This is a genomic window from Lentibacillus halophilus, from assembly GCF_055395055.1.
Genome location: NZ_AP043750.1, coordinates 789390 through 815760, shown reverse-complemented (window position 1 = coordinate 815760; position 26371 = coordinate 789390). Strand labels below are relative to the sequence as shown.

The 26371-nt window shown below is 45.2% G+C and carries 26 protein-coding genes and 1 riboswitch; of the genes, 17 read left to right on the top strand and 9 right to left on the bottom strand.

Annotation, left to right across the window (positions count from 1 at the left end; all coding sequences use genetic code 11):
- Positions 1 to 143 precede the first annotated feature (143 nt).
- The 3 genes from ACZ5Q7_RS03705 to ACZ5Q7_RS03695 all read left to right on the top strand — a co-directional run bounded on the left by ACZ5Q7_RS03705 (position 144) and on the right by ACZ5Q7_RS03695 (position 1467).
- Positions 144 to 719 (top strand): TetR/AcrR family transcriptional regulator, encoded by a 576-nt coding sequence (locus ACZ5Q7_RS03705; RefSeq protein ID WP_343751932.1) that lies wholly within the window; start codon positions 144 to 146, stop codon positions 717 to 719.
- A gap of 80 nt (positions 720 to 799) precedes the next feature.
- On the top strand, positions 800 to 1153 hold the full coding sequence (locus tag ACZ5Q7_RS03700) for a DMT family transporter (protein ID WP_343751933.1): 354 nt from the start codon (positions 800 to 802) through the stop codon (positions 1151 to 1153).
- Positions 1153 to 1467: a DMT family transporter gene (locus tag ACZ5Q7_RS03695; RefSeq protein ID WP_343751934.1), complete on the top strand. Its 315-nt coding sequence runs from the start codon at positions 1153 to 1155 to the stop codon at positions 1465 to 1467. The genes ACZ5Q7_RS03700 and ACZ5Q7_RS03695 overlap by 1 nt, the downstream gene beginning before the upstream one ends.
- A 307-nt stretch (positions 1468 to 1774) precedes the next feature.
- Here the strand turns inward: ACZ5Q7_RS03695 and ACZ5Q7_RS03690 are convergent, their stop codons facing one another.
- On the bottom strand, positions 1775 to 2836 hold the full coding sequence (locus tag ACZ5Q7_RS03690) for an NAD(P)/FAD-dependent oxidoreductase (RefSeq protein ID WP_343751935.1): 1062 nt from the start codon (positions 2834 to 2836) through the stop codon (positions 1775 to 1777).
- A 141-nt stretch (positions 2837 to 2977) separates the two neighbouring features.
- Between ACZ5Q7_RS03690 and ACZ5Q7_RS03685 the strand changes: the two genes are divergently transcribed.
- Positions 2978 to 3622: a LytTR family DNA-binding domain-containing protein gene (locus tag ACZ5Q7_RS03685; RefSeq protein WP_343751936.1), complete on the top strand. Its 645-nt coding sequence runs from the start codon at positions 2978 to 2980 to the stop codon at positions 3620 to 3622.
- Positions 3623 to 3781: 159 nt separating this feature from the next.
- On the top strand, positions 3782 to 5296 hold the full coding sequence (locus ACZ5Q7_RS03680; RefSeq protein WP_343751937.1) for an acetyl-CoA hydrolase/transferase family protein: 1515 nt from the start codon (positions 3782 to 3784) through the stop codon (positions 5294 to 5296).
- 71 nt (positions 5297 to 5367) lie between these two features.
- On the opposite strand, the gene ACZ5Q7_RS03675 is transcribed toward ACZ5Q7_RS03680, so the two are convergent.
- Together ACZ5Q7_RS03675 and ACZ5Q7_RS03670 are read right to left on the bottom strand one after the other, a co-directional pair.
- Positions 5368 to 5820: a DinB family protein gene (locus ACZ5Q7_RS03675; protein ID WP_343751938.1), complete on the bottom strand. Its 453-nt coding sequence runs from the start codon at positions 5818 to 5820 to the stop codon at positions 5368 to 5370.
- Positions 5821 to 5963: 143 nt separating this feature from the next.
- A complete protein-coding gene (locus ACZ5Q7_RS03670; RefSeq protein WP_343751939.1) occupies positions 5964 to 6965 on the bottom strand; it encodes an LLM class flavin-dependent oxidoreductase in 1002 nt (333 codons plus the stop codon).
- 166 nt (positions 6966 to 7131) lie between these two features.
- Here ACZ5Q7_RS03670 and rlmN point away from each other — a divergent pair, with 166 nt between their 5' ends.
- The 4 genes from rlmN (at position 7132) to ACZ5Q7_RS03650 (ending at position 10952) form a co-directional block, all read left to right on the top strand.
- Positions 7132 to 8202, top strand: coding sequence for a dual-specificity RNA methyltransferase RlmN (gene rlmN, locus ACZ5Q7_RS03665; protein WP_343751940.1), 1071 nt, complete (start codon positions 7132 to 7134; stop codon positions 8200 to 8202).
- A 273-nt stretch (positions 8203 to 8475) separates the two neighbouring features.
- Complete coding sequence (locus tag ACZ5Q7_RS03660) at positions 8476 to 9648, top strand: ParM/StbA family protein (protein ID WP_343751942.1); 1173 nt, start codon at positions 8476 to 8478, stop codon at positions 9646 to 9648.
- A gap of 9 nt (positions 9649 to 9657) precedes the next feature.
- Positions 9658 to 10182: a hypothetical protein gene (locus tag ACZ5Q7_RS03655; protein ID WP_343751943.1), complete on the top strand. Its 525-nt coding sequence runs from the start codon at positions 9658 to 9660 to the stop codon at positions 10180 to 10182.
- Positions 10183 to 10286: 104 nt separating this feature from the next.
- Positions 10287 to 10952: a DUF421 domain-containing protein gene (locus ACZ5Q7_RS03650; RefSeq protein ID WP_343751945.1), complete on the top strand. Its 666-nt coding sequence runs from the start codon at positions 10287 to 10289 to the stop codon at positions 10950 to 10952.
- 45 nt (positions 10953 to 10997) lie between these two features.
- Here ACZ5Q7_RS03650 and ACZ5Q7_RS03645 read toward each other — a convergent pair whose 3' ends face one another.
- Both ACZ5Q7_RS03645 and ACZ5Q7_RS03640 read right to left on the bottom strand, forming a co-directional pair.
- Positions 10998 to 12410 carry a Na+/H+ antiporter NhaC family protein gene (locus tag ACZ5Q7_RS03645; RefSeq protein WP_343751947.1) on the bottom strand — a complete coding sequence of 471 codons (1413 nt, stop codon included), beginning with the start codon at positions 12408 to 12410 and terminating at the stop codon, positions 10998 to 11000.
- Between the two features lie 97 nt (positions 12411 to 12507).
- Complete coding sequence (locus ACZ5Q7_RS03640; RefSeq protein ID WP_343751948.1) at positions 12508 to 14130, bottom strand: BCCT family transporter; 1623 nt, start codon at positions 14128 to 14130, stop codon at positions 12508 to 12510.
- Positions 14131 to 14444: 314 nt separating this feature from the next.
- Positions 14445 to 14639, top strand: a riboswitch (cobalamin riboswitch).
- A 112-nt stretch (positions 14640 to 14751) separates the two neighbouring features.
- On the opposite strand from ACZ5Q7_RS03640, the gene ACZ5Q7_RS03635 reads away from it, so the two are divergent.
- From ACZ5Q7_RS03635 to ACZ5Q7_RS03625, 3 genes are read left to right on the top strand one after another with little or no spacing between them, the layout of a single operon-like run.
- The gene (locus ACZ5Q7_RS03635; protein WP_343751949.1) at positions 14752 to 16962 is read left to right on the top strand and encodes a ribonucleoside-diphosphate reductase subunit alpha; all 2211 of its coding nucleotides are present in this window, start codon (positions 14752 to 14754) and stop codon (positions 16960 to 16962) included.
- Positions 16963 to 17015: 53 nt separating this feature from the next.
- Positions 17016 to 17396, top strand: coding sequence for a flavodoxin (locus tag ACZ5Q7_RS03630; protein WP_464433194.1), 381 nt, complete (start codon positions 17016 to 17018; stop codon positions 17394 to 17396).
- Positions 17374 to 18417, top strand: a complete 1044-nt coding sequence (locus ACZ5Q7_RS03625; protein ID WP_343751951.1) for a ribonucleotide-diphosphate reductase subunit beta — start codon at positions 17374 to 17376, stop codon at positions 18415 to 18417. Before ACZ5Q7_RS03630 ends, ACZ5Q7_RS03625 begins: the two co-directional genes overlap by 23 nt.
- A gap of 75 nt (positions 18418 to 18492) precedes the next feature.
- Here ACZ5Q7_RS03625 and ACZ5Q7_RS03620 read toward each other — a convergent pair whose 3' ends face one another.
- From ACZ5Q7_RS03620 to ACZ5Q7_RS03610, 3 genes are all read right to left on the bottom strand, one after another.
- Positions 18493 to 19764: a hypothetical protein gene (locus ACZ5Q7_RS03620; RefSeq protein WP_343751952.1), complete on the bottom strand. Its 1272-nt coding sequence runs from the start codon at positions 19762 to 19764 to the stop codon at positions 18493 to 18495.
- A 15-nt stretch (positions 19765 to 19779) separates the two neighbouring features.
- Positions 19780 to 20487: an MOSC domain-containing protein gene (locus ACZ5Q7_RS03615; RefSeq protein WP_343751953.1), complete on the bottom strand. Its 708-nt coding sequence runs from the start codon at positions 20485 to 20487 to the stop codon at positions 19780 to 19782.
- 225 nt (positions 20488 to 20712) lie between these two features.
- Complete coding sequence (locus tag ACZ5Q7_RS03610; protein WP_343751954.1) at positions 20713 to 21612, bottom strand: N-acetylmuramoyl-L-alanine amidase; 900 nt, start codon at positions 21610 to 21612, stop codon at positions 20713 to 20715.
- 237 nt (positions 21613 to 21849) lie between these two features.
- Between ACZ5Q7_RS03610 and ACZ5Q7_RS03605 the strand changes: the two genes are divergently transcribed.
- Both ACZ5Q7_RS03605 and ACZ5Q7_RS03600 read left to right on the top strand, forming a co-directional pair.
- Positions 21850 to 22080 (top strand): hypothetical protein, encoded by a 231-nt coding sequence (locus ACZ5Q7_RS03605; protein ID WP_343751955.1) that lies wholly within the window; start codon positions 21850 to 21852, stop codon positions 22078 to 22080.
- A gap of 131 nt (positions 22081 to 22211) precedes the next feature.
- Positions 22212 to 23876, top strand: a complete 1665-nt coding sequence (locus ACZ5Q7_RS03600) for an aryl-sulfate sulfotransferase (RefSeq protein WP_343751957.1) — start codon at positions 22212 to 22214, stop codon at positions 23874 to 23876.
- A 623-nt stretch (positions 23877 to 24499) separates the two neighbouring features.
- On the opposite strand, the gene ACZ5Q7_RS03595 is transcribed toward ACZ5Q7_RS03600, so the two are convergent.
- Positions 24500 to 24877 carry a PH domain-containing protein gene (locus ACZ5Q7_RS03595; RefSeq protein WP_343751958.1) on the bottom strand — a complete coding sequence of 126 codons (378 nt, stop codon included), beginning with the start codon at positions 24875 to 24877 and terminating at the stop codon, positions 24500 to 24502.
- Between the two features lie 284 nt (positions 24878 to 25161).
- On the opposite strand from ACZ5Q7_RS03595, the gene ACZ5Q7_RS03590 reads away from it, so the two are divergent.
- The 3 genes from ACZ5Q7_RS03590 (at position 25162) to ACZ5Q7_RS03580 (ending at position 26240) form a co-directional block, all read left to right on the top strand.
- Positions 25162 to 25467: a GRAM domain-containing protein gene (locus tag ACZ5Q7_RS03590; protein ID WP_343751959.1), complete on the top strand. Its 306-nt coding sequence runs from the start codon at positions 25162 to 25164 to the stop codon at positions 25465 to 25467.
- A gap of 268 nt (positions 25468 to 25735) precedes the next feature.
- On the top strand, positions 25736 to 26056 hold the full coding sequence (locus tag ACZ5Q7_RS03585; RefSeq protein ID WP_343751961.1) for a hypothetical protein: 321 nt from the start codon (positions 25736 to 25738) through the stop codon (positions 26054 to 26056).
- A gap of 40 nt (positions 26057 to 26096) precedes the next feature.
- Positions 26097 to 26240 carry a hypothetical protein gene (locus ACZ5Q7_RS03580; RefSeq protein WP_343751962.1) on the top strand — a complete coding sequence of 48 codons (144 nt, stop codon included), beginning with the start codon at positions 26097 to 26099 and terminating at the stop codon, positions 26238 to 26240.
- Positions 26241 to 26371 lie beyond the last annotated feature (131 nt).

Here is a 26371-nt window from a genome sequence, read left to right as displayed (position 1 = left end):
CAAAATGAATCCCTATACAGAAGTATCTGCATCCAGTATAGCATTATGTGAAAAGAATCAGAAATAATTCACATAAATTTTGACAGACAGCAGAGGCATCCGGTATAATGAATGAAAGTCAGTCATAGTGAAGAGGTATGCAAATGGATAACAAAAAAGAAAAAATTATTCAATCAGCCATCGATGTTTTCCGTGAAAAAGGCCTTGAAAAAACGAAAGTCTCGGACATTGTGCATGGTGCTGGTATTGCGCAAGGCACGTTTTATTTATATTTTTCATCCAAACTCTCAGTGATGCTGTCGATAGCAGAAGTGATGACGGAAAAAATATTGGAAGAAATTAAAGAACATGTTCATGAAGCATCCCCTTTGTCGTTTAAACTGGAACAGGTTTTGGATATTGTGTTTGAATTGACGAGAGAGCACCGTGACATATTTGCCTTAACATATGCCGGTCTGGCTTCCGTTGAATACAGACAGGAATGGGAAGCCATTTACGAATCCTATTATGACTGGTTAAGTGGCGAACTCGAAAAGGCAAAAGCAGAGGGCGTGATCCGTGAGTCGCTGAATCCAAAACGAACAGCTGAAATTTTAATTGGATTAATAGAAGATGCAGCTGAGCAGACGTATATGTATACCCGCCAGGATGAACGGACAGCCGCATTAAAGAAAGAAGACGTATTGGATTTTGCCAAGCATGCACTAGGATTGTTGTAAATAGTGAACATCATGCTCGTTTCGTATATTATGTACGTTTGTGACTGATTATCAGTCATTTTTGGAAGGAGGCTCCGAAAATGAAAGAGAAAAAAGCCTGGATGTACGTTGTGCTTTTATGTTTGTTGGAATTGGTGTGGGTGTATGGTTTAAATGTAGCTATAAGTTGGTGGCATTATGTGGTGGTCATTTTCGTGATGTTTGCAGATATGGAATGTTTTCGAAAGGCTTGCGAACGGTTGCCGACTGGTACGGTTTACGCTATTTTCGCATCGGCAGGAACGGCTGGGATCGCTTTATTGGATATGATTTTCTTTGATGCGCGTTTGGGCACAGACAAACTGTTTTTCATTTTTTTGTTAGTTGTAGGTGTTGTAGGTCTGCAACTGGCTGACAGAAAAGCGGAAAAGCAGGCGAAAGAAGGTGTTGATTGATGGGATGGCTATTTATTATGATGGCGTCTATTTGTGAAATCATTGGCGTTATTGGTCTGAGATTGGCCAGCCAAAACCGGTCTATTTTGAATGTGCTTATGTATATCGCCGGATTTGGCGGATCAGCTGCTTTGCTCAATGTGTCATTTTCATACTTGCAGGTCAGTATTGCTTATGCGGTTTGGGTCGGTATTGGTACAGCAGGGGCAGTGGTGTTGAGCATCCTTTTTTTTGGGGAGTCGGGCAATTGGTCCCGTGTTATGAGTCTTGTAGTCATTATTGTCGGCGTCGTGGGACTCAAAATGGTATCGTGAAGAACCACTTGCGGTATACGACGGCTGTTGGTTGTCTTTGATTCACGAGAAATCGACCAGAATGAGGGAGATATCAACCAGAATCAAGATATATCGACCGGATCAGGCGAGAAATCGACCGGATTGAAAATATATCAACCGCCATTAAGATATATCAACCATATCGGGAATATATCAACCAAATTCGGCCTGAGTGCTCCTTCAAAGATGCACGGCCTCTTCTGCTTATAAAAAATCGGACAGGCTCGTGGGCTTGTCCGATTAGTCAACATTATGTGGTGCTGCGATGCATCCGGTCCAGTGATCATCAGTGGCGTTTATTCAGCCACAACACGCCTGATTTAGCCAAACGTGGAATGTAGCCGACGACGGATTGCGACATCATTTCGCCGAATCCTTCCGAACTACCGAGTGCGCCAAGGGTTCCTTTTAATTTCAATTTTCCGGGTTTTTTCGGCTTCTCGTCTTTTAGAACAGCGTACAGGACTTCGGCAATCTGTTCGCCTTGCTGACGAGCCAGCTGGGCGCTTGGGGAGTGCTCCGAAGATGCGCAGTCCCCGACTACGTATACGTGTTTATCATCGGGTACCTGGTAAAAGTCATTGATGACCACCTTGTCTTGTTCATCCTTTTTATATGGCAGGTCGCGTACGATATAGTTTGGACGCACACCGGCTGTCCAAATGGTTACATCGTTCACATAGCAGATGCCGTTGTTGCAGACCCCGTCTTTCTCGACGTACTCAACGTTTGCCTCGTGGAGCACCTCTACATCATTTTTCATAAACCAGTCTTCCACGTAATTTTGTATTTTGCTGTCAAATGCCTTCAGGACCGATGTTCCACGATCGAGTAGGCGGATGTTCAAATCTGGTCTGCTTTCCCGTATTTCGGCTGCCACTTCAATACCGCTCAGGCCGGCGCCAACGATGGTGGCTTTTCCGTATGCGTTCAAATTTCCGATGGCCATTCCCGCTCGGCGTGCTCCGTGGAATGTTTGGATGCTTTCGGTGTACTCCGCGGCGCCGTCAACGCCGTGATAATTATCCTCACACCCTAAACTGATAACTAAATAATCATAGACTTCCGGCTTATGGCGATGTTGAAATACAATTTGTCTGTTTTCAGTATCGACTTCAGCCACCTCTGCATAGATGTAGCGCACTTTATCGTGTTCTGGGAAATCCATGCGCACGTTTTTATCGGCAGATGTACCGGCCGCTATCGTATAGAATTCCGTTTTGATAGAGTGATAGGGATTGCGGTCGATCACCGTAATTTGCACATCTTCCGGCAAATCCTGTTCGATCAGATTTTGAGTGATATTGACGCCACCATAACCACCGCCAAGGATAACAACATTTTTCATCACGAAAACCCCTTACGTATAATTGCTCATACATCCAGCTTATCAAAAGTGCCAATGGAAAACTAGCAAAACAACGGGATTGTTGATCTATATCCAGTCATGGTACTCTAATTTTAATCAATGGGAGGAGTGTGACGTATCGTGGATCGTTTATCGTTTGGAACATTATTTGACGTGGTGGGGGAATTGTTTTCTGATGAAATATCCATCGCTGTTTCGGATGATGCGGAATATATCTATTACCGACCGAGCAAACGAATTGATTTAAAAATTAAACCCGGTGATCCAGTCATCGCCGGATCCATTGCCTATAAAGCATTGCACACGGGGCAGAAGGTTTCCGAATTTATTGACCGCAGTGTATTCGGCGTGCCGTATCATGGAATGGCGGTACCGTTTCATTTGGAGGGAAAACTTCAAGGCTGTGTTACGGCCATTTATCCTGTGATGACTGAGGGAAAGTCGGTCGTCACGGTGAAAACAGATGATGGGTGGAAGCCAGTTCCTTTTCATGACGTTATTTATTTGGAGGCAAAGGACCGAAAAACATATGTCTATGCTGATACACTTGTCGGAACAACCAAGCGGACATTGCAGAACTACGAATATGCACTTCCGCACGAGACGTTCATCCGTTGCCACCGGTCGTTTATTGTCAACGTGCACCATATTACGGCCATTTATCCGGATACCCATTCGACGTTTCTGTTGGCCATGGATAATGGCGAACAAGTGCCGGTAAGTCAGTCGTATTCCAGCTACTTCCGCAAACTGCTTGGGTTTTAAAACGTCAGTCATGATTTATCTATTGTTGGCATAAAAATGCTGTCTCATCTATTTATCTCGGCGTCTCATCGCAAATATAGCTTTTCCCTGCGCAGAATGCCAATCGTCGCTGTCGCATGCGTTATAATGGGTGAAAACATGCGCGAAAGGGGTTTCATTATGACAGCGAAACATGATCGCATTTATGCACAGCATCTCCATAACCGTGTTGTTACCGCAACAGAAGCTGCATCATGGATTACAGATGGCATGACGTTGGGGATGAGCGGTTTCACACGTGCCGGTGATGTGAAAGCGGTGCCAACTGCGCTCGTGAGCAGGGCAGAATACGAGCCATTCAAAGTAAACGTATTTACCGGAGCATCACTAGGCTCCGATGTCGATCGAATGTTTGCCGAAGCCGGTATAATTAATAAGCGTCTCCCATTTCAAGCGGATCCCGTCATGCGCAAAAAAATCAATCAAGGCGAGCACTTATTTGTTGACCACCATTTATCCCACACATCGGAATGGGTTCGCGGGGACGTAATCGAATCCATTGATTACGCCATTTTGGAAGCGATTTCGATTAAAGAGGATGGAACGATTATCCCATCAACGTCCATCGGTAATTCCCTCGTATTTGCCGAGTATGCCGAAAACATTATTGTCGAAATCAACACCGCCCAACCGGAACAATTGGAAGGGGTGCATGACTTATATAGTCCGTCCAAACAAGGACAGCGTCAGCCGATTCCATTGACTAATTCAGGTGAGAGAATCGGTCAAAAGGGGATGAAGGTCGACACGTCGAAAATTAAGGGGATCGTTTTCACTCATCAAGAGGATTCGCCATCAACGATTACCCAGCCAGATGACGAAACAAAATTAATGGCTGATCATTTACTTGCCTTTTTGCGGTCTGAAGTACAGTCCGGCCGCCTGACTGAGCAACTGGCACCGATTCAGTCGGGTATCGGTTCGGTTGCCAATGCTGTGTTGCACGGCATGGTTGATTCGGAATTTCAGAATCTCCATATTTATTCGGAAGTGCTGCAAGATGCTGTATTTGACTTAATGGATGAGGGAAAAGTAGACGTTGCCTCCTGTTGTTCGATTACTTTGTCGAAAGAAAAGATGGACCAAGTCTTTTCCCAGTTCGAAACCTATCGTGATCAAATCATCATGCGCCCGCAGGAAATTTCCAATCATCCGGAGATCATTCGTCGACTCGGACTCATCGCTATCAATACGGCGCTGGAGTTTGACATTTATGGAAACGTTAATTCTACGCACGTTTCCGGTACGAAAATGATGAATGGCATCGGTGGGTCGGGGGACTTTGCCCGAAATGCCAGATTGGCGATTTTTGTAACCAAATCCATCGCTAAAGACGGTGATATTTCCAGCATCGTTCCATTTGCGTCTCATATTGACCATACAGAACATGATGTCGATATTGTTGTCACGGAGCAAGGGTATGCGGATTTGCGCGGTTTGGCACCGAGAGAACGTGCGCCGAAGATTATTGAAAACTGCGCCCACCCGCTGTATCGGGAGCAACTGTGGGCGTATTACGAAGAAGCACTCAAGCGTGGCGGTCAAACACCACACGTGCTCGAGAAAGCTTTTTCGTGGCATACCAATTTTGCCCAAAACGGGACGATGAAGGAGCTCGTTTTAGAAACGGTTTAAAAGGATGAGGACGTTTGTTAGCGCAAAAAAACATCTGCTCCTTGGTAGGATCGGGAGCAGATGTTTGGCATTTATTTAGCGATCGCTTTTTTGATGGCGTTGATTCGTCCGGTATGGTTGGATTCGTGGGTCATAGCCACAGCGGCCAATTCACCGAATGTTTCAGCGCCAAGGATCGGTTTATCCAATTTGTTGTTAAATTGGCTCTCAGGAATCTGTTTCATGCGTTCCAATTGATCCTGAAGCTGGTTTGTTAGCTCTTTAACGCTTGGTACATTTTCCGGCCAGTCAGCGGGGGAAGAACCATTGCCGAACAAGTCATTATAATTGTCGGGCAAGTGGCTGGATTGATCCGGAAACCCGAATAAGAGCATTTCGTTAATCGTCAGCACGTGGCCAGCATGCCAATGAATGTTGTTGCCGAACCCTTCCGGTTGAATATCCAAACTCGCTTCATCGGCATTTTGAATTTCACTTACTAAATTGTTGTGAGCCGAATCAAATAGCTTGTGCATCACGTTCATGTCGTTCATCTCCCTTCACTATTTTGGTATGTCCACTATATCAATGTGTCTTCCATCGATCCAACGAAAGGGGATAATTTAAACCTCTAAATGCTGACGCCTCGGGTATATGAACGCTTGCGTAACCATCCTTTTCAACGTATTTATTCCATTAGTTCGCCGATAATTTCATAGGAGCGGATGCGGGCGTCAATGTCATAAACCTGTGAGGTGATAATCATTTCATCAGCTCCGGTATCCTCAAGTAGCTGTTCTAAATCGTTCTGAACGGTTTCTTTGCTGCCGATAATGGTGTATGGCGATTGACTGGATTGTTCGACGATGGCTTTCTCCAATTCTGTCCAGACGGCATCGGTGTTTTCGATGGGTGGCTGTAGTTTGCCAGGTTGGCCACGACGTAGATTCAATATTTGCTGCTGTTGTGTGGTCGCCAAGTACTTGGCTTCCTCATCCGTGTCCGCAGCCACGACATTGACACCGATCATCGCATGCGGTTGGTCAATATGGTTCGACGGCTGAAATTGCTCGCGGTACAGATTCAGCGAAGCCATTGTATTGTCCGGTGCAAAGTGGCTCGCCGCTGAGAATGGTCGGCCTTTCTGTGCAGCTAGTTGGGCACTGAAACCACTGGATCCAAGCAGCCAGATCGGGACATCAAGACCGGATCCCGGGATGGACTGTACGCTGCCGGTTCCGGCAAAGTATTGTTCGAGCTCGTCCACTTGATTTGGAAAATCTTCCACCCGTTGATTCAACGACCGTCGCAGGGCATAAACGGTTGCTTGGTCGGTTCCGGGTGCCCGTCCGAGTCCAAGGTCAATGCGACCGGGATACAAGGATTCGAGTGTGCCAAATTGCTCGGCGATGACTAACGCTGCATGGTTGGGCAGCATGACACCGCCTGAACCTACCCTTAATCGGTTGGTTGCTCCGGCAATATGTCCGATCAATACGGATGTAGCCGAACTGGCGATGCCGGGCATGTTATGATGTTCCGCCAGCCAATATCGATTAAATCCGAATGCCTCGACGTTTTGAGCTAAGCGCACACTGTTTTGAAACGATTGTTTTGGCGTGCTGCCTTCAAGAACAAACGCAAGATCCAGTACGGATAAAGGAATATGGTTAAATGTTTTAGCTTCCATGGTTTTTATCACTCCTCAAAAGGAATCATATGATGAAAGGCTCTCAAAGGCCAATAATGTGCTTATATGGGATCATCGCTGGACTGGCATTTTAGTTGCTCCATTGCGCTCCATGCCTTAATATAGTATAATAATTGATTGGAACGTTTGGAAATGAGGGATAAACATGAGCAAAAAATCCATTTACGGTTTGACATATGAAAAATTGCAAAACTGGCTCATTAATAACGGTCAGCGCCGTTTTCGCGCTGATCAGGTGTGGAATTGGTTGTATAAAAAACGCATTCATCAATTCGCTGACATGCGGAACGTCAATAAGGAAACCATAGCCCTTCTGGAAGAAAACTTTGTGTTGCATACGCTAAAAGATGAAATTAAACAGGAATCCGAAGATGGCACGATAAAATATTTGTTTCGGTTGTCTGATGGGAATTTAATTGAAACCGTACTAATGCGGTTCAATTATGGTCTATCGGTTTGTGTGACGACCCAGGTAGGCTGCAATATTGGCTGTTCGTTTTGCGCCAGTGGTCTGTTGCGGAAAAATCGCGATCTTGATAGCAGTGAAATTGTCGAACAGATTCTGAATGTGCAGAAAGATATGGATGCTAATGGAAAAGAGGAACGGGTCAGTCACATCGTTGTCATGGGTATTGGTGAGCCATTTGATAACTTTAACAACCTGATGGACTTTATTTACGTCGTCAACGATGATGCCGGTCTTAATATTGGCGCCCGTCATATAACAGTGTCCACGAGTGGGCTTGCGCATAAAATTTACGAGTGGACGGACACTGGTACACAAGTTAATTTGGCGATTTCGCTGCACGCGCCAAACAATGAGTTGCGTTCATCGATTATGAAAATCAACCGCGCTTTTTCCATTGATAAATTGATGAAAGCTGTCGATTATTATTTGGATCATATTAACCGACGTGTAACGTATGAGTACATTATGCTGAAAGGTGTCAATGACCACAAAGAAGACGCTGATGAGCTGGTGGAATTGCTCAAAGATAAACGACATCTGTCCTATGTTAACCTAATTCCGTATAATACGGTGAGTGAGCATGACCAGTACCAACGCAGCGATTCTGAAACCATTCAGGCGTTTTATGAGGCATTGCGTGAAAAAGGCATTCAGTGCGGTGTACGTTGGGAAAACGGTGCGGATATCGATGCCGCATGTGGTCAGTTACGAAGTAAGCAAGTTAAAAAAGAAAATGCAGCTAAATGATAATATGCCCTTGTAAAAGGGCATATTTTTTAACTATTATTTCCATAATTTACCTGAAATGTATTCATGTGTGCATGTAAACAAAACGTACACAAAATAATTACAATCCCGTTTGCAAGTATACAAACAAGTACACATGCTTTCATAATAGAGTTTTCAAAATGTATACATGTGTACATAAAAGAATGCACATAAAGTCGGATTGCACTATTGAATGAAATCTATTAATCTGTTAATAAGAAATCTACGAAAAAAGAGAGGAGTATGTGAAACATGACCGATACAAGAATTGCGGCTGTCGATGTCGGCAATGATGCGTTAAAAGCCAACTTTGGACAAATGGATGAATCCTATTACATTCCAAATGTTATTTCAAGAGACGTAGAAGACAGACCAGTGATCGGTATAGAGGATCTGGATGAAAAGGAACCGATTGATAATTTGCATATACGGGTCCACTCCCCTGCCCTGGAAGAAAATAATGCCGTGTACCGCATTGGCAATCTGGCAACCAAGGCAAACAATTCAACAGAGCTTGATCCCGGAAGCAGCAAATCGGAAGAAGACCAGACACTGGTCATGTTGTTTGCCTCCATTGCACTGGACGCTGTCAGCAGTGACGCTTTCCGAGAGAATAAGAATGATGTCATTGATGCCAATTACACACTGGGGACGGGATTGCCGTTGCGTGAAGTGAAGGAAGGCAAAGATGTCGGCTACCGTTCTCAGCTTCTTGGGTCGGTGCACCAAATCGAATTTCTCGTAACACCGCAATACCAAGGTAAAAAAGTTAACATTAAATTTAACGAAGTGAAAGTCTATCCGGAAGGCTTCGCCGCTTATGTTAATCTCATTATGGACAACCAGTTGAATGTCATAAACAAGGAATTAATTGATCAGCAAATTCTCATTCAGGACATTGGCGGACTGTCGACCGATATTGCCGTTATTAGAAATCGGAATGTCGATGATGACAAAGCCCAAGGGTTCCCGCTCGGTGTGGCCGAATCATTGGAGGAAATTCGCGACGAAATCCGGACACGACACGGCGTAGAACTGGACAGCCGTCGTGATGTTGTTGATATTATTACGCGGAAAAACGATCGCCACCACATTATGGTGAAAGGCAGCCGGACAAATGTTCATGATATTACTGATCGTATTTTGCTGGAACTTGCCAAAAAAGAATACCGGTTTTTGCGCCAAGTGTGGCAAAAGAATTCACAGTCGGAAATCTGTTATTTTGTCGGCGGTGGTTCGGCGGTGTTGAAAGATTATATTAAGGCATTGAACAACAAATTGGATGGCTTTAATATCGACTTTTTTGAAGATGAACAGGAAAGCATTTGGATGATGGCCAATGCCTACTATAAACTGATTATGGATTACTTGAATAAAACGGCACCGGCCGAAGCAAACGAACAAGCTGCAACGGATGAAACATAAGGTGATATTATGGAACGGTCGAAAAAGCGTATAGAGCGCGGACAGTCCATCACGTTCCGAATCCCGTCGGACACCCCGGATTACTTATTGAAACAACTGCAAAAAATAAAGGACCAGGAGCGTCGCAATTTCTCCAGTCAAATGGCCCAATATGTGCTTAAAGGCGTGCAGGAGACGTTCACACGGGAGCGAGAATCGGTAACGGTACCACTGCCTCGGCAGCTTACCCAGCAACAGAAAAACTGGTTGAAGCATGAACATTCCGAAGCTTTAATCGGCAATATTGTTTATCAGCTCATGCAGGATCCAGTCCGGGCAACATCGGTACTTGCGACATTAAGCGGCAATCAGCACCCGGTAGACGATGCCCCAGAGATGGAACAGCCTGACCCGCCGGAACCCCCAACCAGCGATAAGCCGGATTTGGATGCAGTTGAAATGAACGAACTTGATTCGCTACACGACGAGGGCGAAGCGGACGACCAGGAAGAAGACGATCCGCTGGCGGACTTCTTTTCCAAAATGAACAAATGACGAGCACATTACAAGGCTGTCCTGCCATACATGCTGGGACAGCCTTATCTATGTATAAGCAGCCGGATTCCACTTAAACTAACCGTAGAAAGGAGTTGGGTACAGTGGATTTTGACTGGATATGGAAGTCCATCGTTATTGTGGTCGGGGGAACTTTTTTGTTGAGGCTTGCAGGTCGCAAATCGATCTCACAAATGACCCTGCCGCAGACAGTCATCATGATTGGAATCGGGTCATTGCTTGTCCAGCCGTTATCCGGGAAAAATATTTGGGTGACATTAGGAGTGGGAACCCTTCTTATCACGACGTTGTTCTTCATGGAATACTCCCAAATCAAAGGCAATATATTTGAAAAGGTGATTACCGGCAAATCCAAAATATTAATCGAAAATGGTCAGATAAAGGAGAAAACCTTAAAAAAATTACGGTTGACGGTGGACCAGCTGGAGATGAATCTTCGTATTAAAAACGTCAGCAACATAGATGATGTCGAGTGGGCGACACTGGAGCCGAATGGACAAGTGGGTTTTGCGCTCAAAAAAGAAGCACAGCCGGTTACTCAAAGGGAATTTCAGAAAGTATCAACGGATGTGCAGCACATTTTAAGTCAGCTGTCCATGGATGCGCAAATTAACCAACTGCATGCGCAATTGAACGATTTAAATACTCAACTGCAACAGATGAAGCAACAACGGGATATGTTTAAAGAAATTGACGACGAAGAGAAAAAGCAGGCAACACAAACTCCCTCGCCAAAGCATTTGCAATAATTGGCGGGGGATTTTAGTGCCGGATACGGAAAGAAACAGGCATAATTAAGTCATGAAAAAACCGGCGGCCAGATAAAGTACCGCTGCTATGCCGGCACCAATGGAACAGATTTTTAATTTGTAGCGGGCATAAGCGGTTAAGGGTAACTCCAGAATAGAAGCGGTGGTAATGGTCGTATCCCCGAGGGGGGATGTCATAGCTCCGAATGACCCGCTGGCAAATACCGCACCGGCCGTCATCGGGATTGATGCACCGGAAGAAACGGCAAGTGCTATCCCCAGCGGCATAAATATTCCCCATGTTCCAAATGATGACCCCAGAAAATAACTGACAACAGCTCCAAGCACAAAAACGATGGCCGGTATCGTAAAACTTGGTAAAAAGGACCCAAGTGTTGCACTGATAAATTTGGAAAAACCGAGATCCTCCGTAACCAATGATAATGACCAGACAAGAATAAGCAGAATAATCGCTTCCATAAGCTGATTCCCACCATCATAAAAATGGTAAATGGTCTCGTCCATAGGCTGGCGACGAATGATATAAAACACGAAAGTCAAAATCAAGGTGATATATATTCCTAGCAACATGACAAACGTTGCATCCGCTTGTGAAAACGCCTGAATAAACGTTTCCGCTCCTTTTGCCACACCATCCCGCCATAATAAAAACAATGTTAATGCTAACAGCAAAAAGAGGGGGATAATCAAATTCCATGGCTGTGCTTTAACCGTTGACAATTCTTTTTCAATGCCCCTGCGATGATAGTCTGTTTCATCATTATCTTTTCCGGACTGTTTTTTCGACCTTTCTTTTTCGGACGATGACCAGAACGTGCGAATAAGTCCGATGACCAGCATCACCATGGCAAAAAAGTTAAACACAATACTGAGCAGGAAAATCTGGTATGGGTCCATGTCCAGGTTATATTTTTGAACACCGCTTTTGACCATTGATATCATAAAACCGACAAAGGCTGTTGCAACAGGCAAGAGGACGATCACCGAACTCGTCGACACGTCCATGGTAAACCCGACTTTGCGTTTAGAGATACTCATATCTTTTATGAGCGATTTCATGACCGGTCCAATCATCATAATCCGGAACATCGGCATCATAAATGTGAAGGGCAGTGTCAACCAGATTAGTCCAAGTAACCCGCGCTGTGATGAGATCTTGTCGCCGACCCAATCGGAAAAGCCTTTAATACCTCCGGAAATCTGCATCATTCCGATCAACCCGCCAAATAAGTAAAGAAAGCCAATAATTTTAAGATTGCCTTCATCTGTTAACGTTTCAATAATATAGTCGACCGACTTTTCCGCTCCACCCAGAACACTGAATTTGGTAAGGAATGCACCGACAAGCACACCCAACACCAATCCGGGAAGAATTTTTTTCAGCCAAATCGACAATCCAATGACGATGACAAACGGAATTAAGGAAAGCCAATTCACGAATAAAAGCCTCCTTCCATATGTTACATTGCCCTAATGAAGGCCATGTCATTCAGAAAGGAGGCTTGTTGTTTGTCAGGATCAGAATAAATCGTTATTATTCTTCAGATGTCTTTGCTGACTGTCTTTTTTGTTGCCGCTCACGGGTGCGCTGAACTGTTTCTCGCCGATTAATGTAGATAGTTGGCGGCTCATAGTCTTTGGATGCTCGCAAGTCTTCATTGGAGGCCTTCATGAACGACCATGTCAAAAGTCCCATAATGACAAGCACCGGAAATCCGGCGACGATGCTTGCTGTTTGCAAGGTTTTTAAATCACCGACGTACATTAGGACAAGCGGCATCAGGCAAAGTGTGAACGCCCAAAACAGCCGATTCCAGCGCAGCGGCTCTTTTTGTACTTCCTTTTGAACAACGGCTGCAAGAATATAGGAAGACGAATCGAACGTTGTGGCCAGAAAGATGATGGCCAGTATCGTAAATAAAGGCACCATGATGACAGCCATTGGAAGCTGATCCAAAATCGCAATAATGGCAGCCTGTGGACTGTTTTCATTCATAAATCCAACAACATCAAAGGCCCCGGTAAGCTGCAGGTGCAATCCGTAGTTCCCCATGATACCGAAAAACAGAACACTGCCCAGAGTGCCGTACAAAATTGTGCCCAGAATCATTTCCTGAATGGTGCGGCCGCGCGAAATCCGGGCCACGAACAGTCCGACAAACGGGGCATATACGAGCCACCATGCCCAATAGAAAACCGTCCATGCTTCCGGGAAACCAGTTTCCGTAAATCCACCTACATTAGCAAATGGTTCCAGCCAAGTTGCCATTTTGAAGAAGTTATTCAAAATTAGCCCTAAGCTTGTAAACGTTGTTTCACTAATGAATACAGTCGGGCCTAAAACAAAAATAAACACAAGAATAAAAATGGCAAGCCATAAATTCACATCACTTAATACTTTTATGCCGCGTCTGAGCCCTGAGTAGGCACTAATGGCAAAAATGAGTGTACATAGCAGCATAATGACTGTTTTCGTTGCCAGATTAGGTGGCAGCCCCGTAATGTTGTTGACACCTTGAGCAATCATAGGTGTTCCAAGAGCAAGCGTTGTCCCAGCTCCCCCCATAAGGCCGAACATGAAGAGAACATCAATGATATTGCCCAACGGTGTGTCGACAGTTTTGCCGAGAACCGGCCGGACTGCCTCACTTATTTTCAAAACCGGTTTTTTCCGCACGTAATAAAAATAAGCAATCGGCAAGGCTGGTAATGTATAAATGGCCCAAGCCATCGGACCCCAGTGGAAAATGCCGTATGCCGGCGCCCATTGGATAGCTTCCTGCGATTCACCTTCAAGCCCGAATGGCGGTCCTTGGTAATAGAAAGCCCACTCAATCATTCCCCAATAGAGAATACTGGACCCGATACCGGCAGCAAACAGCATGGCTGCCCAAGAAAAGGTGCCGAATTCCCTCTCAGCGTCTTTGTCGCCAAGTTTAATTTGACCATTTTTACTGAAGGAAACATAAGTGAGAAAAGCAAATGTTGCTAGTCCAAATATTAAATAAAGGACACCTAAATTACCGGTCACGAAGGCATTGGCCATATTCACAATCTCTTTTCCAGCCTGCGGAAAGACGGCAAGTGGAATGGAAACGGCAAGCAATAACACTAATGCGCTAATAAACGTTGGCCAATCAATCAGATCTTTATTCATAGCACTCATCCTTTCTATGCGTAGCATGTCACGAGGGTGCTCAGGATATTCAGCACTGTTGGAACTGAATGGAACGATATCAAAATGAGATGGAATGAATGCATCATGACGAATGAAAACGAAACCAGGATACAGGCTAATAAAAAAATTAGAAATTAATGTGTTATAGTGTTAAATATGTCGAACCGCTGGTAAGCTGGTCCATAGGTCTTTCTTCGGGTCCTTTTATATTTATTATGGTTGAACCATTGCACGTTCTATGCTAAAGTAGATACACAATATATATTAATGATGATAATACAATACCACTAAATATAGTATTGGCGAATGATGGTGACACAAATTGTCTTAAAAGGGAATCCGGTCAATCGAGTCGGAACTGTCCCCGCAACTGTACGTGTGGACGAACGGGATAATCACTGTATGGCATGCTTTGCGGCAGTTATATGGGAAGGTCCTCAGTAGATCGATGCACAAGTCAGGAGACCTGCCGTCATTCGGTATTTCTATTCCCCGGGGAAGCGGATGGTGAAACGACGGGCATTCTGTGCAAAGTCTGTCGTTTTACGTCCGTTCATCCATCAAGGGTGAACGTTTTTTTATGTATAAAGGAGGAGAACGATGACAACAGCAGTTACCGATCAGTGGACGAGATTATTGGATGAGGCAACGCTGGGCCTAAATGCCGATAAAGAACCACTGCTTGAAAAAATACATAAAGCCGATACTGCCGTGACAACAGATGACGTCATGAAATGGGCGTTGGAACATATCGATGAGGCAAACCCGGACTGGACGTTTGTAGCCAGTCGGGTGTATTTGCATACGTTATACGAAGCGGCAGCGGCCAACAGAGGATACGATGCCAGCGAACGCTATGGAGACTTTCACCAGTTAATCCAAACGCTGACTGAAAAAGGCATTTACACGGAGGCTCTTTTAGAAAAATATACAAAAGACGACATCGAATATTTCTCACAAATCATCGTTCCTGAGCGGGACCTGCAATTCAATTATCTCGGCTTGTTCACCTTGGCAACACGTTATCTGGCAGGAGATCATGAAAAAAACATCTACGAACTGCCGCAGGAGCGCTGGATGATTATTGCCATGCACCTGATGCAAGATGAGGATCCGGCGAATCGGTCACAGTACGTTGCTGAGGCGTATTGGGCGCTGAGCAATCTATATATGACCGTTGCCACACCGACGATGACGAATGCCGGCAAAACACACGGTCAGTTGTCAAGTTGTTTCATTGATACGGTCGATGACAGCCTGCAATCAATTTACGACAGCAATACTGCCATTGCCAAGCTTTCTAAAAATGGTGGTGGCATCGGCGTTTATATGGGGAAAATCCGCAGCCGTGGCAGTTCGATTAAAGGGTTTAAAGGTATGTCCAGCGGTGTGGTGCCATGGATTAAACAGCTGAATAATACGGCCGTCAGCGTCGATCAGCTCGGTACGCGAAAAGGGGCCATTGCCATTTATCTGGATGTATGGCATGCGGATATTGAAGGATTCCTTGATTTGAAGCTGAACAATGGTGATGAACGCATGCGGGCTCACGACATTTTTACCGGTGTCAGTTTGCCGGATTATTTCATGGAACAAGTGGAACAACGGGGCGACTGGTATTTGTTCGATCCACATGAAGTGCGCGAAGTGATGGGCTACTCGCTTGAGGATTTTTACGACGAAGAAAAGGGTAGTGGGTCGTTCCGTGAACGCTATCTGGAATGCGTCGCATCGGATAAGCTCAGCAAACGTGTTGTTCCGGCCATTGATATCATGAAACGCATCATGAAGTCTCAGCTCGAATCAGGTACGCCATTTATGTTTTACCGGGATGAAGTGAACCGGCAAAATAACAATCCGCACGAGGGCATGATTTATTGTTCCAACTTGTGCACGGAAATTACGCAAAACCAGTCCCCGACGGAATTTTTAGAGGAAATGACCGAAGAGGACGGTACGATTGTTCAAAAATACAAACCGGGTGACTATGTTGTTTGCAACTTGAGTTCGATTAATTTGGGACGGGCTGTGCCGGAAGACGTTCTTGAACGGCTGATCCGGATTCAGGTGCGTATGCTCGATAACGTGATTGATATCAATACGCTGCCGCTCACCCAAACACAGATGACTAACCGTAAATACCGCGCTATCGGATTGGGGACGTTCGGCTGGCATCATTTATTGGCCAAAGAGCAAATCAGCTGGGAGTCCGAAGAAGCTGTCACGTATGCCGATCAGTTGTATGAAAAAATTGCCTATTGGACCATTCAATCGAGTATGGAGCTGAGCCAGGAAAAAGGCAGCTATCCGGTGTTTTCAGGAAGCAAATGGGATTCCGGTCAGTATTTTACGGACAAGGGTTATACAGGAGAAGACTGGGAGGCGTTGAAGCAGGATGTGGCGACTCATGGCATCCGCAACGGTTACTTAATGGCGGTAGCGCCGAACTCGTCCACATCGATGATCGCCGGCTCGACAGCCAGCATCGACCCGGTATTTCATCCATTTTACTTTGAAGAAAAGAAAGACTTTAAAATTCCCTTCACGGCACCGGAGTTGAATCCGGAGACGTACCCATTCTACCGGCGTTCGGCTTATATTGTTGATCAGCGCTGGTCGATTCGGCAGAACGCAGCGCGACAAAAGCATGTTGATCAGAGTATTTCGTTCAATATCTATGTCCCGCATACCATTAAAGCATCTGTTTTACTGGACGTACATTTGCAAGCATGGCAGGAAGGACTGAAAACAACATATTACGTCCGGTCCACAGCTAACGATGTCGAGGAATGTGAGTGGTGTGAAAGTTGAGAGTCCTGATTGCTTATTTATCATTCAGCGGCAACACGAAGGAAACAGCAGAAATGATTGCCGATATGCTTGAAGCTGACGGAGCGACCGTCGAGATGCATCGCGCCGGGATGGATTTCCCGGTTGATGCATCCGTGTACGATTTGATTTTTCTCGGAACATTCACGTGGGATATGGGGGCAACACCTGATGAGGTAAAGGATTTTGTTCTTGAAGTCGGTTATAAGCCAGACAATGTCGCCGTATTCGGTACAGGTGACACGCAATTTGGCGGCGATGATCTGTTTTGCCGGGCGGTCGATAAGCTTGCCCGCTTTTATGGAAGCCGGTGGCCCGGGTTGAAAATCGAGCAGTCACCGCGCGGATCTCAGGAACAACGGGTGGAAGATTGGCTGAAAGGAGTGCTTCGTGATGTCAAAAGCCTTGCTGGATAAAGCAAAAACGTTGGAACCGATGAACCCAAACAAATCGACAGCGCTGTTTGGCGGGCAGTCAAGTGGTATTTTGAATTGGAATGATATTAAATATCCCCATTGGTATCAAATGTATAAACGTTTGGTCGGCAACTACTGGCAGGCTGATGAAATCAATATGTCTGATGACTTGCGCCAGTTCGCCTCGCTGACCGAGGAAGAACGCGATGCCTATCTAAGGATCATTGGTTTGTTATCCACACTCGATGGACCGCAGACGCGGACAGCACTCTTGTTGTCGTTGTATGCGACCGACCCGTCCGTTCAATCGATTATGGCGGTGATCGCTCAACAGGAAGCTGTGCATAATGAGAGCTATTCGTATGTATTGTCGTCGGTTGTTTCCCTCGATGAACAGAACGCATCGTTTCAGTTCGGCCGCACGGATCCTATTTTGCTGAAGCGGAACGAAGCGATTACGGAGCAGTACAATGCGTTTGTCGAGGAACCGTCCATTGAAAACATCCTGAAGACGATGGTCTATACGGCTCTATTGGAAGGCATGTTTTTCTATTCCGGGTTTGCGTTTTTTTATTCATTGGCACGCAAAAATAAAATGGTCGGTACGTCAACGATGATCAGCTACATTAATCGTGATGAGCTTGAACACGGCCGGTTTATTTCAGAGTTATTCCGGGCAACACTGCATGAAAATCCGGAAATGAATACAGAGGTCTTTTCCGACTGGGTATACAGCCGGTTTCAGGAATCTGTGGATTTGGAAATCGAATGGTCGAAGTATGTGCTCGCCAATGTGGATGGAATCGACCTTGATGAAATGGCCGGCTACATCAAATACCGTGCGAATAAAATGTTGCGGATGATGGGCCTTGACGAAATGTACCCCGAGCATACCGAGAACCCGATGAAATGGATCCGGGCATACGCAGATAACTTTGACGGTACAAAAACGGACTTCTTTGAGCAAAAGTCACGGCAGTATACGAAAACAAGTGACTTAAATGGATTTGATGATTTGTAAATGGAGTGGGACAAATGACAAACGGGCCGGTTTGGCTTAAATAACAGTCAATCCGGCCCCATGTATCCATCACAATTACAGCGTATTCAACCTGATAACATCACCGGTCACGGCATCAACGCCATAGGCACAATCCAATTTCCCGCACATGATATAATGGTCTTCTTCACTGTCGTACACGTACATCGGGTCCATTTGCAAATACGGGCGCAGATAGGCGACAGCGTCATCGCGTGACACAACCGCATCATCGGCTTGGTCAAAATGTTGGAATGCTCCATACAACGCTTCTTGATCAAAATAATTTATGGCCGTGCATGTTTCCCGTTCGATGACCACTTTTATTTTGACATCTAGTTCATTGGCTACTTGATCACCAATGCGTTGTATCTCTGCAATAATATACCCATCCTGCAAATAAACCCCCGTCCATTTTCGTTTTCCACTTTCCTTGGGATAGACAAGCCGCATAAAACGAAGTACCTCACGTTCACACGCCGCTACTTCTGCTTCGGTCAGCGGGATCGTATCCGGATGGGGTTTATTGGCACGCGCCGTTTCAACCGATACGTCCGGCGACAGATCCATGTCGCCAGGCTTCCATGTTCCTGTCATTGGTGTGCTCCACCGCATGACCTCGTCTTTCGCTACAAATGATTGTTTATCCGCTCCCATTTGGAACGGGATCGTCCGTTCAGCATCATTAGTGATAAACGTTTCCTCAATGCCGAACACCGGCAGCCATTTTTCCTGTGCTTGATCCGGCAGTTCCACAAGGTGGCATTGTTCCAGGGCGACGGGTTCATATTTGTCAGGTGTCAGCGCAAATGGCTCCCACTGAATGTGCTCCTCACTCGGAAAATGCCCGTCGATTGAAAACAATGTAAGTTCACCATTGTCATTGAAAGAAACCTCGATCGTTCCTCCAGGGGATACCGGGATGTTATCAACCGCTGCGTGAAAGGTTATCGAATGGTCATGCTCCCGGGCGATAAGAAATTGCCGACCAAAGGTAAGCCCCGTCAAGTCCTCGATCCACTCAATGACGTATTCCTTGGGGTCGGGTGTCGGGTAAACCTCGCTGTCAGCGCTGTTGGTATTGTGTACGAATACGATTCGCTGCACAGCTCCGGTATGAAAGTTGATATCTACAACAGCTGTTCCCGCAGGATTAGAGCCGTCATCGGGTAATTCCGCATGGTCGGGCACCCATTCTGTCGTTAAGGTATAGACTGTTTGATGGAAATCATCCACTTCACGAAAAAAATAATGGTGTATCAGTTGGTGCTGATGCAAACCAAGCCATTCACGCACCTGATCAGCCATTTTTCGAACGTGTTCATTCATCGTCAACCTCACCCCCTATTCATTTGGGCCGATAACCCGTTTTTTATCGGAACTTTGTTGGCCTTGTGCCCGTTTGGACAAGGTGTTCTGCCAGCTTGGTGCGAGCACATCCACAGCAGCGAGCTTAGCGGAGAGCTCCCGATTCCGCTTATGGTTATACATGACATCGTTGCAGGCGGCCACTGTCCATTCAGGATATGGACGTTCTTGAAGTTGAAAGGTATCGCCGGCTTGTATATATCCTTCCCTCAAAACACGACAATACCAGCCGGTCAATTCTTCCCGTTGGATCTGGATGGCCAGATCTTTAATCCGCCAGCGCCTGGCCGGTCTCCAGCACGGACGTCGTGGTTGGGAAACTTGCACGATGGCATCCCCGACTTTGAACGTATCACCAACACACACGTCCGATTCCGTCATATTTCGAATAGCGAGGTTTTCACCAAATGCCCCAATGGTAAAGTCGTTGCGGCTAAGTTTTTCCTGCCAACGATCATAGTGGGCGATGGGGTATATAAATATGGCCTTTTCTGCGCCGCCATGGTTTTTACGATCACCTTGCCCGTCCTCATCCAAATTCGTCTCACCAACCCATACGTTTCCTGAGACAGGCTCCTTCACAATGCCGGTGGTCCATTCGCGATCCATTGGATTTTTGGCGTCTTTGTCCCCATATGTTTGCGGTTTGCCAACCCTGATTTGCTCAATTACAGGATGAGTCAACGTTATAGCCTCCGATCATCTAAGTTTCGTTTATAAACGGTCATTTTGGGTCACGCCAGTAGTCAGCACACGTATCATCATACTCAGACGAAACGCATTCCATCATTCGTTACGATGGGCTCATATCTATATATTATCAGACAAATCGTGATTATTGAAATTTGAAACAGCGGTATAACGATTCAGCTGAAAAACAAAAAAGCTGCCCGTTATGGACAGCTTTCCTTACTGCTGGTTAAAGTGATTGTCAAGCCCGTCAACAATGCCATTTGCAACATTGGTTTGATAGACTTCTGTTTGAATGATGGAACGATCACTATCGTTAGTTAAGAATCCCAACTCTATCAGAATCGATACATCACGATTTTCCCGCAGTACATGATAATTGTTTTGCACAACTCCGCGGCTACTCAGTTTAATGTTTTGCTTCAAGGATGATTGAACATCCCGAGCCAATGATTGTTCATCTCCTTCATCATAATAGTACGTACTGAAGCCATTAACCTCGTCAAGTGGAAATGAATTGTAGTGTAAACTGATGAAAGCGTCGGCTTCACTAGCGTTACTTATACGGACGCGATCAGAAAGCGGTATAAATGCATCATTTGAACGGGTCAGCGCAACGGATGCACCAGCCTGACGCAATTTCTCTGCTACAAGATTCACCGTATTCATAGTGAGGTCTTTTTCGAGTACATTCGTTCCAGCAATGGCACCCGTATCTCTTCCGCCATGCCCAGCATCAAGAACAATAGTTGAGCCGTTTAATGTGTCTTGGGCTTCGCGTGCCGGCTTCAGCGTTGTGACGGTTGTTTTCGCCGCGTCATCTGTCCGGTGAAATGGTTTGCTCGCCTCGTCCGGAATCAACAAGTGTTTGGCCACCCATGCTTCACGCCCGTCATAATAGGTTTGCGCCCAACCATACCTTTCGTCAAAAATAGTCACCAAGTCCCCGTCGTCAAGCTGGCCGATTGTCGCCGCACTGGACGATGGACCGGAGCGCACCTTCAGCATGTCGGTTCCGACTTGATACGTTTGACCATCACCGGCGTGAACATTCGGGCTGAACCATCCCATAACAAGCAGCACAGCGAGTGACGCAAGTAATAAACGCAGCTTTTCCATGGTTACCTCTCCTTTTCTCGTTTTCTAGTAAACCATGGTCTCCAATAATCACGAGATTTAAACGAATCTATGAAAAAATTATTTGAACGGGTCAGTGGGAAATGACTCTAAATCGGCTGAATCGGCCAAGCGATTTGCTGCATAGACTGTATCAGGAACGAATGATTGCTGCGATCCTGATTTCGTCACGCAGGGCCGCCAGCAAGCTGAGTACCAGAATGGGGGGAGGAGAGCATCATGAACCGTTTGTTCAGCAACTTGTTTCAGGAATGGATCATCGTTTTTTCCACCAAGCATATTGGCGACTATTACCACGTGAAGTCCAAGCTGGGGCGGAATAACATTGATTATTACACAGAGACGGTCACGTTTAAGGGAAACAGTAGGCGGTACACCCATCCGACAACCTATCATTTAAAAGTGAGAGAAAAAGATAGGCAGAAAACGAGCGATATTATTCACCTCTGAAAGACCGATCAATGAAGGGCACCCCACTCATGTGAGGTGTCCGGGGCTTAAAATTATGTCTTCCATTTTTACCGTACAGCCTTTATTATCATAGTAGATGGTTTAGTAATCTAGTGAAAGGCGGGGAATGGATGCGACAGACATTGGCGATATTTGTGATCCTGGCCATCATGTTAGTGGCATTTTTGGTGGTCATTGAATTTACTGGTGATAATGGAAACGCTGACCGTGTTAATGGCACGGCTGTATCGTTTAAGCCGGACGGCGAGGTGGAACAGTTATCCTCGTATGACACCCGGCGAATGGATAAGCAGAAAGGGTTGGAAAAGCAACTGCAGAAAGCCTACAAAGAAGGCAACCATTCATTCGATAATCCATTTGTGAAAGTGGATCCATATAAGGTGGCGCCACTCACAGCTGTTGCTAAATTTGAAACGGACAAGCCCGCGAAAATCAGCGTTACGGTTGAGGGCAAAAATGAAAAAGGCGATATTCAGCGTAGCTACGAAGACTTAAAAACCGAACACACCGTCCCAATTTTAGGGTTATATCCGGACTATGATAATACAGTAACGATCGAAGCAACCAATGAAGCAGGTGAAACGAGGACACAATCATTCACCGTCAAAACGGGTGCCTTACCGGATGACTTTTTGACGAATGACCTAGTGACATCCAAACCGTCAAAAATGGAAGACGGTTTAACCTTTGTTCTCCCGAGCAGCCGCTACGTATACGCAGTGGATGATAAGGGAGATGTCCGCTGGTACTCGTCCTTATGGAATTCGCACATTTTCAAGCGATTTGATAATGGTCATTTAATGTATATCACCAAGGAAAAAGGTCAGAACAAATATAATGAAATTCTCGAAATGGACATGCTCGGCAAAGTGTATAACGCCTATACACTGCAGATGGAAGAACACCCGCGAACGAATGTCGTCCACCATGATGCGATTGAGCTGCCAAATGGCAATTTGCTGGCAACGGTGCACGACCTTGAATCGGATTATGTGCAGGATGAAATGATTGAAATTGACCGCGAAACCGGTGAAACCGTGCGGAACTTCAGTTTCCGTGATATTTTTCCGGATAGTTTTTATGAGAATTATGACGAAGCCCAAGCAGATAAAAACGACTGGTTCCATCAGAATGCCATTTGGTATGTGAACGAGGACGATTCCATTCTCGTGTCCAGCCGTCACCAGGATTTGGTCATGAAAATGTCCTATCCGGAGGGGACCATTGATTGGATTTTAGCGGATCACGAAGAATGGCCGGAATCCTATGACAAATACTTGTTGGAGCCACAGAGCGACGACTTTAAATTTCCTGCCGGCCCGCATGCCCCCATGACAATGCCGGATATGGACAATGATATGTCAACGAATGACTATATCCTGTTTGATAACAATATCGTTATCACCCGCGGCGATGATCCGCTCAGTGAACAATTCAGCCAAGCCGTTCAGTATCGAATCAACCCGGATAAAATGACGGTGAAAGAAGTGTGGGCTTATGGTGAAGAACGCGGCAAAGACCTATACTCCAACATCGTCGGCGATGCCAATTATTATCCGGATACTGGCAATCGCATGCTGACATCCGGCTATATCGACGTCGGCGGCGACAAGAGGAACAGCCGGGTCGTTGAGGTAAGTGGTGACAAACAAGCGGAGGTTATTTATGAACTTGTCATCTCCGGGTTTGAACAAAAAAGCCACCGCCAGGCCTACCGTGCCCTGCGCCTGCCGCTGTATCCCGAGCAGGAATGGAACGTCACAATGGGTGAATAAATGCATGTGCGGAGCAGCCAATGCGGATTTGGCTGCTCCATTTGTATGGTGGTTGGCTTATAAGACGAGTCCTTTGACAAACCGGTTGATATGGCGCCAATCTGGTTGATATATCTGGAATCCGGTCGATAAAATCGCCAGTCCGGTTGATAAATTCTGGATCTGGTCGATATAATTTAAATCTGGTTGATAAAATGTGAATGAGGTTGATATTTTCATAATCCGGTCGATAGATCACCAATTTCGGTTGATAACATCGTCAATCTGGATCGTGTTGCCCGGCAAAAATGATCCTGCCGTAATAGTGCTTCATTTCCTTATGAGGCACTGAATGCGGCGACGAACCTTGGCGAAGTCACTTATCAAGGGAATGAACGCTTGAATAAGGTGGGGACGTCGGATAAAGGTTCCTCATCAGGGGAATGAGAGCCCGCATGCGACGAGAACCATGGCAAAAGTTACTCATCAAGGGGATGAGCAAAGCGGTGAGTGGCAGAGCCTTAGCTTAGTCAATCGAAAACGTTATGAAAACGTAAAAGCTGACCTTCCAAGCAAGGAGGTCAGCTTTTACGCTGGTTGCGACATTTTTATTCCATGTTCGTTTTACAGGTGCCTACAATCGGTTATCCAGACACGTATTCCGATAATACACTCTGTACTTTGTAAATGTTCAGCTGTTTGTTGAATGTTTTTTGAACGGGTTCAGCCGTGCCTGAAATCCATATTTTCAGCTCAGCTTCCAAGTCGAACGTCCCGGCCGTTTCCACGGAAAAATGGGCAATACTCTTATAAGGAATGGAGTGATATTCCATTTTTTTGCCGCTAACGCCCTGTTTGTCAACGAGAATCAGTCGTTTGTTGGTGAAGACCATCAAATCTCGGATGAGTTTGTACGCGTGCTCCACCTTTTCGGTCGGAGCAAGCAGTTCCTCAAGTTCCTCAGTGACTTCATCGGTATCCGCTTCCGACGCATTGCCCATAATGCCATCAAAAAATCCCATCTGCATCATCCTCCTGTCAAACTTAACTTAAGTATATCAAAAAAAGAATGGTTTTCCACACTTGTGTGGTTGTAAAACTTAAAAGAATTGGAAAATGGTGTTAGACTATATACAATGGTTTTGGATACACTTACCAAACAATCGAACCTGATAATGAGGTCACTGATTACATTTTGTTAATTACTGCAAAAATAAACCCTATTATCTATAAAATAAAGATACTACACATCTTGAGCTAAATGAATAGTACTTAATGTATGTGAGAATAGCGCAGGAGGGTTCCTATGGAGTTAAAAAGTAATGAACACATTCAGTATAATATTGGAGCAAATCTTAAACGAGGGATTGAGTCCGTTGGTGGGAAATTGAAAGTGACAAATGATAGGTTGTATTTTAAACCGCATGCCATCAATATTCAGAAAAAAGAATTGGAATTATCGATGGGTAGTATCTTAGAAGTGAGAAAGGCAAAATCGCTGGGCCTTATCTCAAATGCGTTAATTATTGCAGCAGATAATGGCAATGAGTACAAATTTGTTTTGGGAAAACGCGATGAAATTATGGACTATATTAAAACTTGTTTAAATTAATAATAAGCGTTTATTGGATAACGGCTCAAGGCGAGATAAGGGATAGAACTGTCCCGACATGCTCGCCTACTTTGCTATTGCAAGTGAAAAATTAAAAAACATCGGTGATATAAAACTTGTAAAATATTTAAGGGAAGTAAAAGGTATGTCAATGGTTGACGCGAAACAGCTTGTAGATGCTTTGAAATAGTAATCCAATTCAGTTTAAGGGATTAAATCTGTAACCATTATGTGACAATAAGCGTCCCCTTAAAAAGGATGTGATATTGTGAAGAAGCTATCTCTGCTTGTTTTAACATCGATATTTTCGCTGGCTATGGTGGGATGCACCAATGATGCGGATTTTCAAGGTGTCATTATCAAGGTCAAGGAATCCAGTATGATTGTTGGGACAGATGATGTTGACCCGGAAGCATCGTATCCGGAATATGAGGTTTTGGTTGATGATGAAACAAGCTTCAAGGGAGCCGTTGATGAATTTTCCTATTTAAATGCTGATCAACAGGTGACCATTTGGGTGAATGGTGAATGGAAAAATGATCCTGATACTAAAATGGTTGCGAATAAAATCACTGTCAGTGAAGAGTAATAAGCATTCGGGGGAGAACGGGCAATAAGGGGGATGATTATTGAAAAAGATATTTTTTGTCAAGATTCTATCAGTAGGTGCTTTATTGATAGGATGCGACGGGGATAATATTGACGAATTACAAGAAGGGATTATTGCCTACACAGATAAAAAGGATTCTGAGCAACGGCATGGTGATGATTAAGAAGTATACAATGTCCTGTTGATACCTGATATTAAGGAAAGTGACGTTTCACGTAAAACACATGACGAATTAACCAGTTAGCCCAAGATAATTATGGTGCCTTTTATGTGTTGAACCGGATATGTATGATG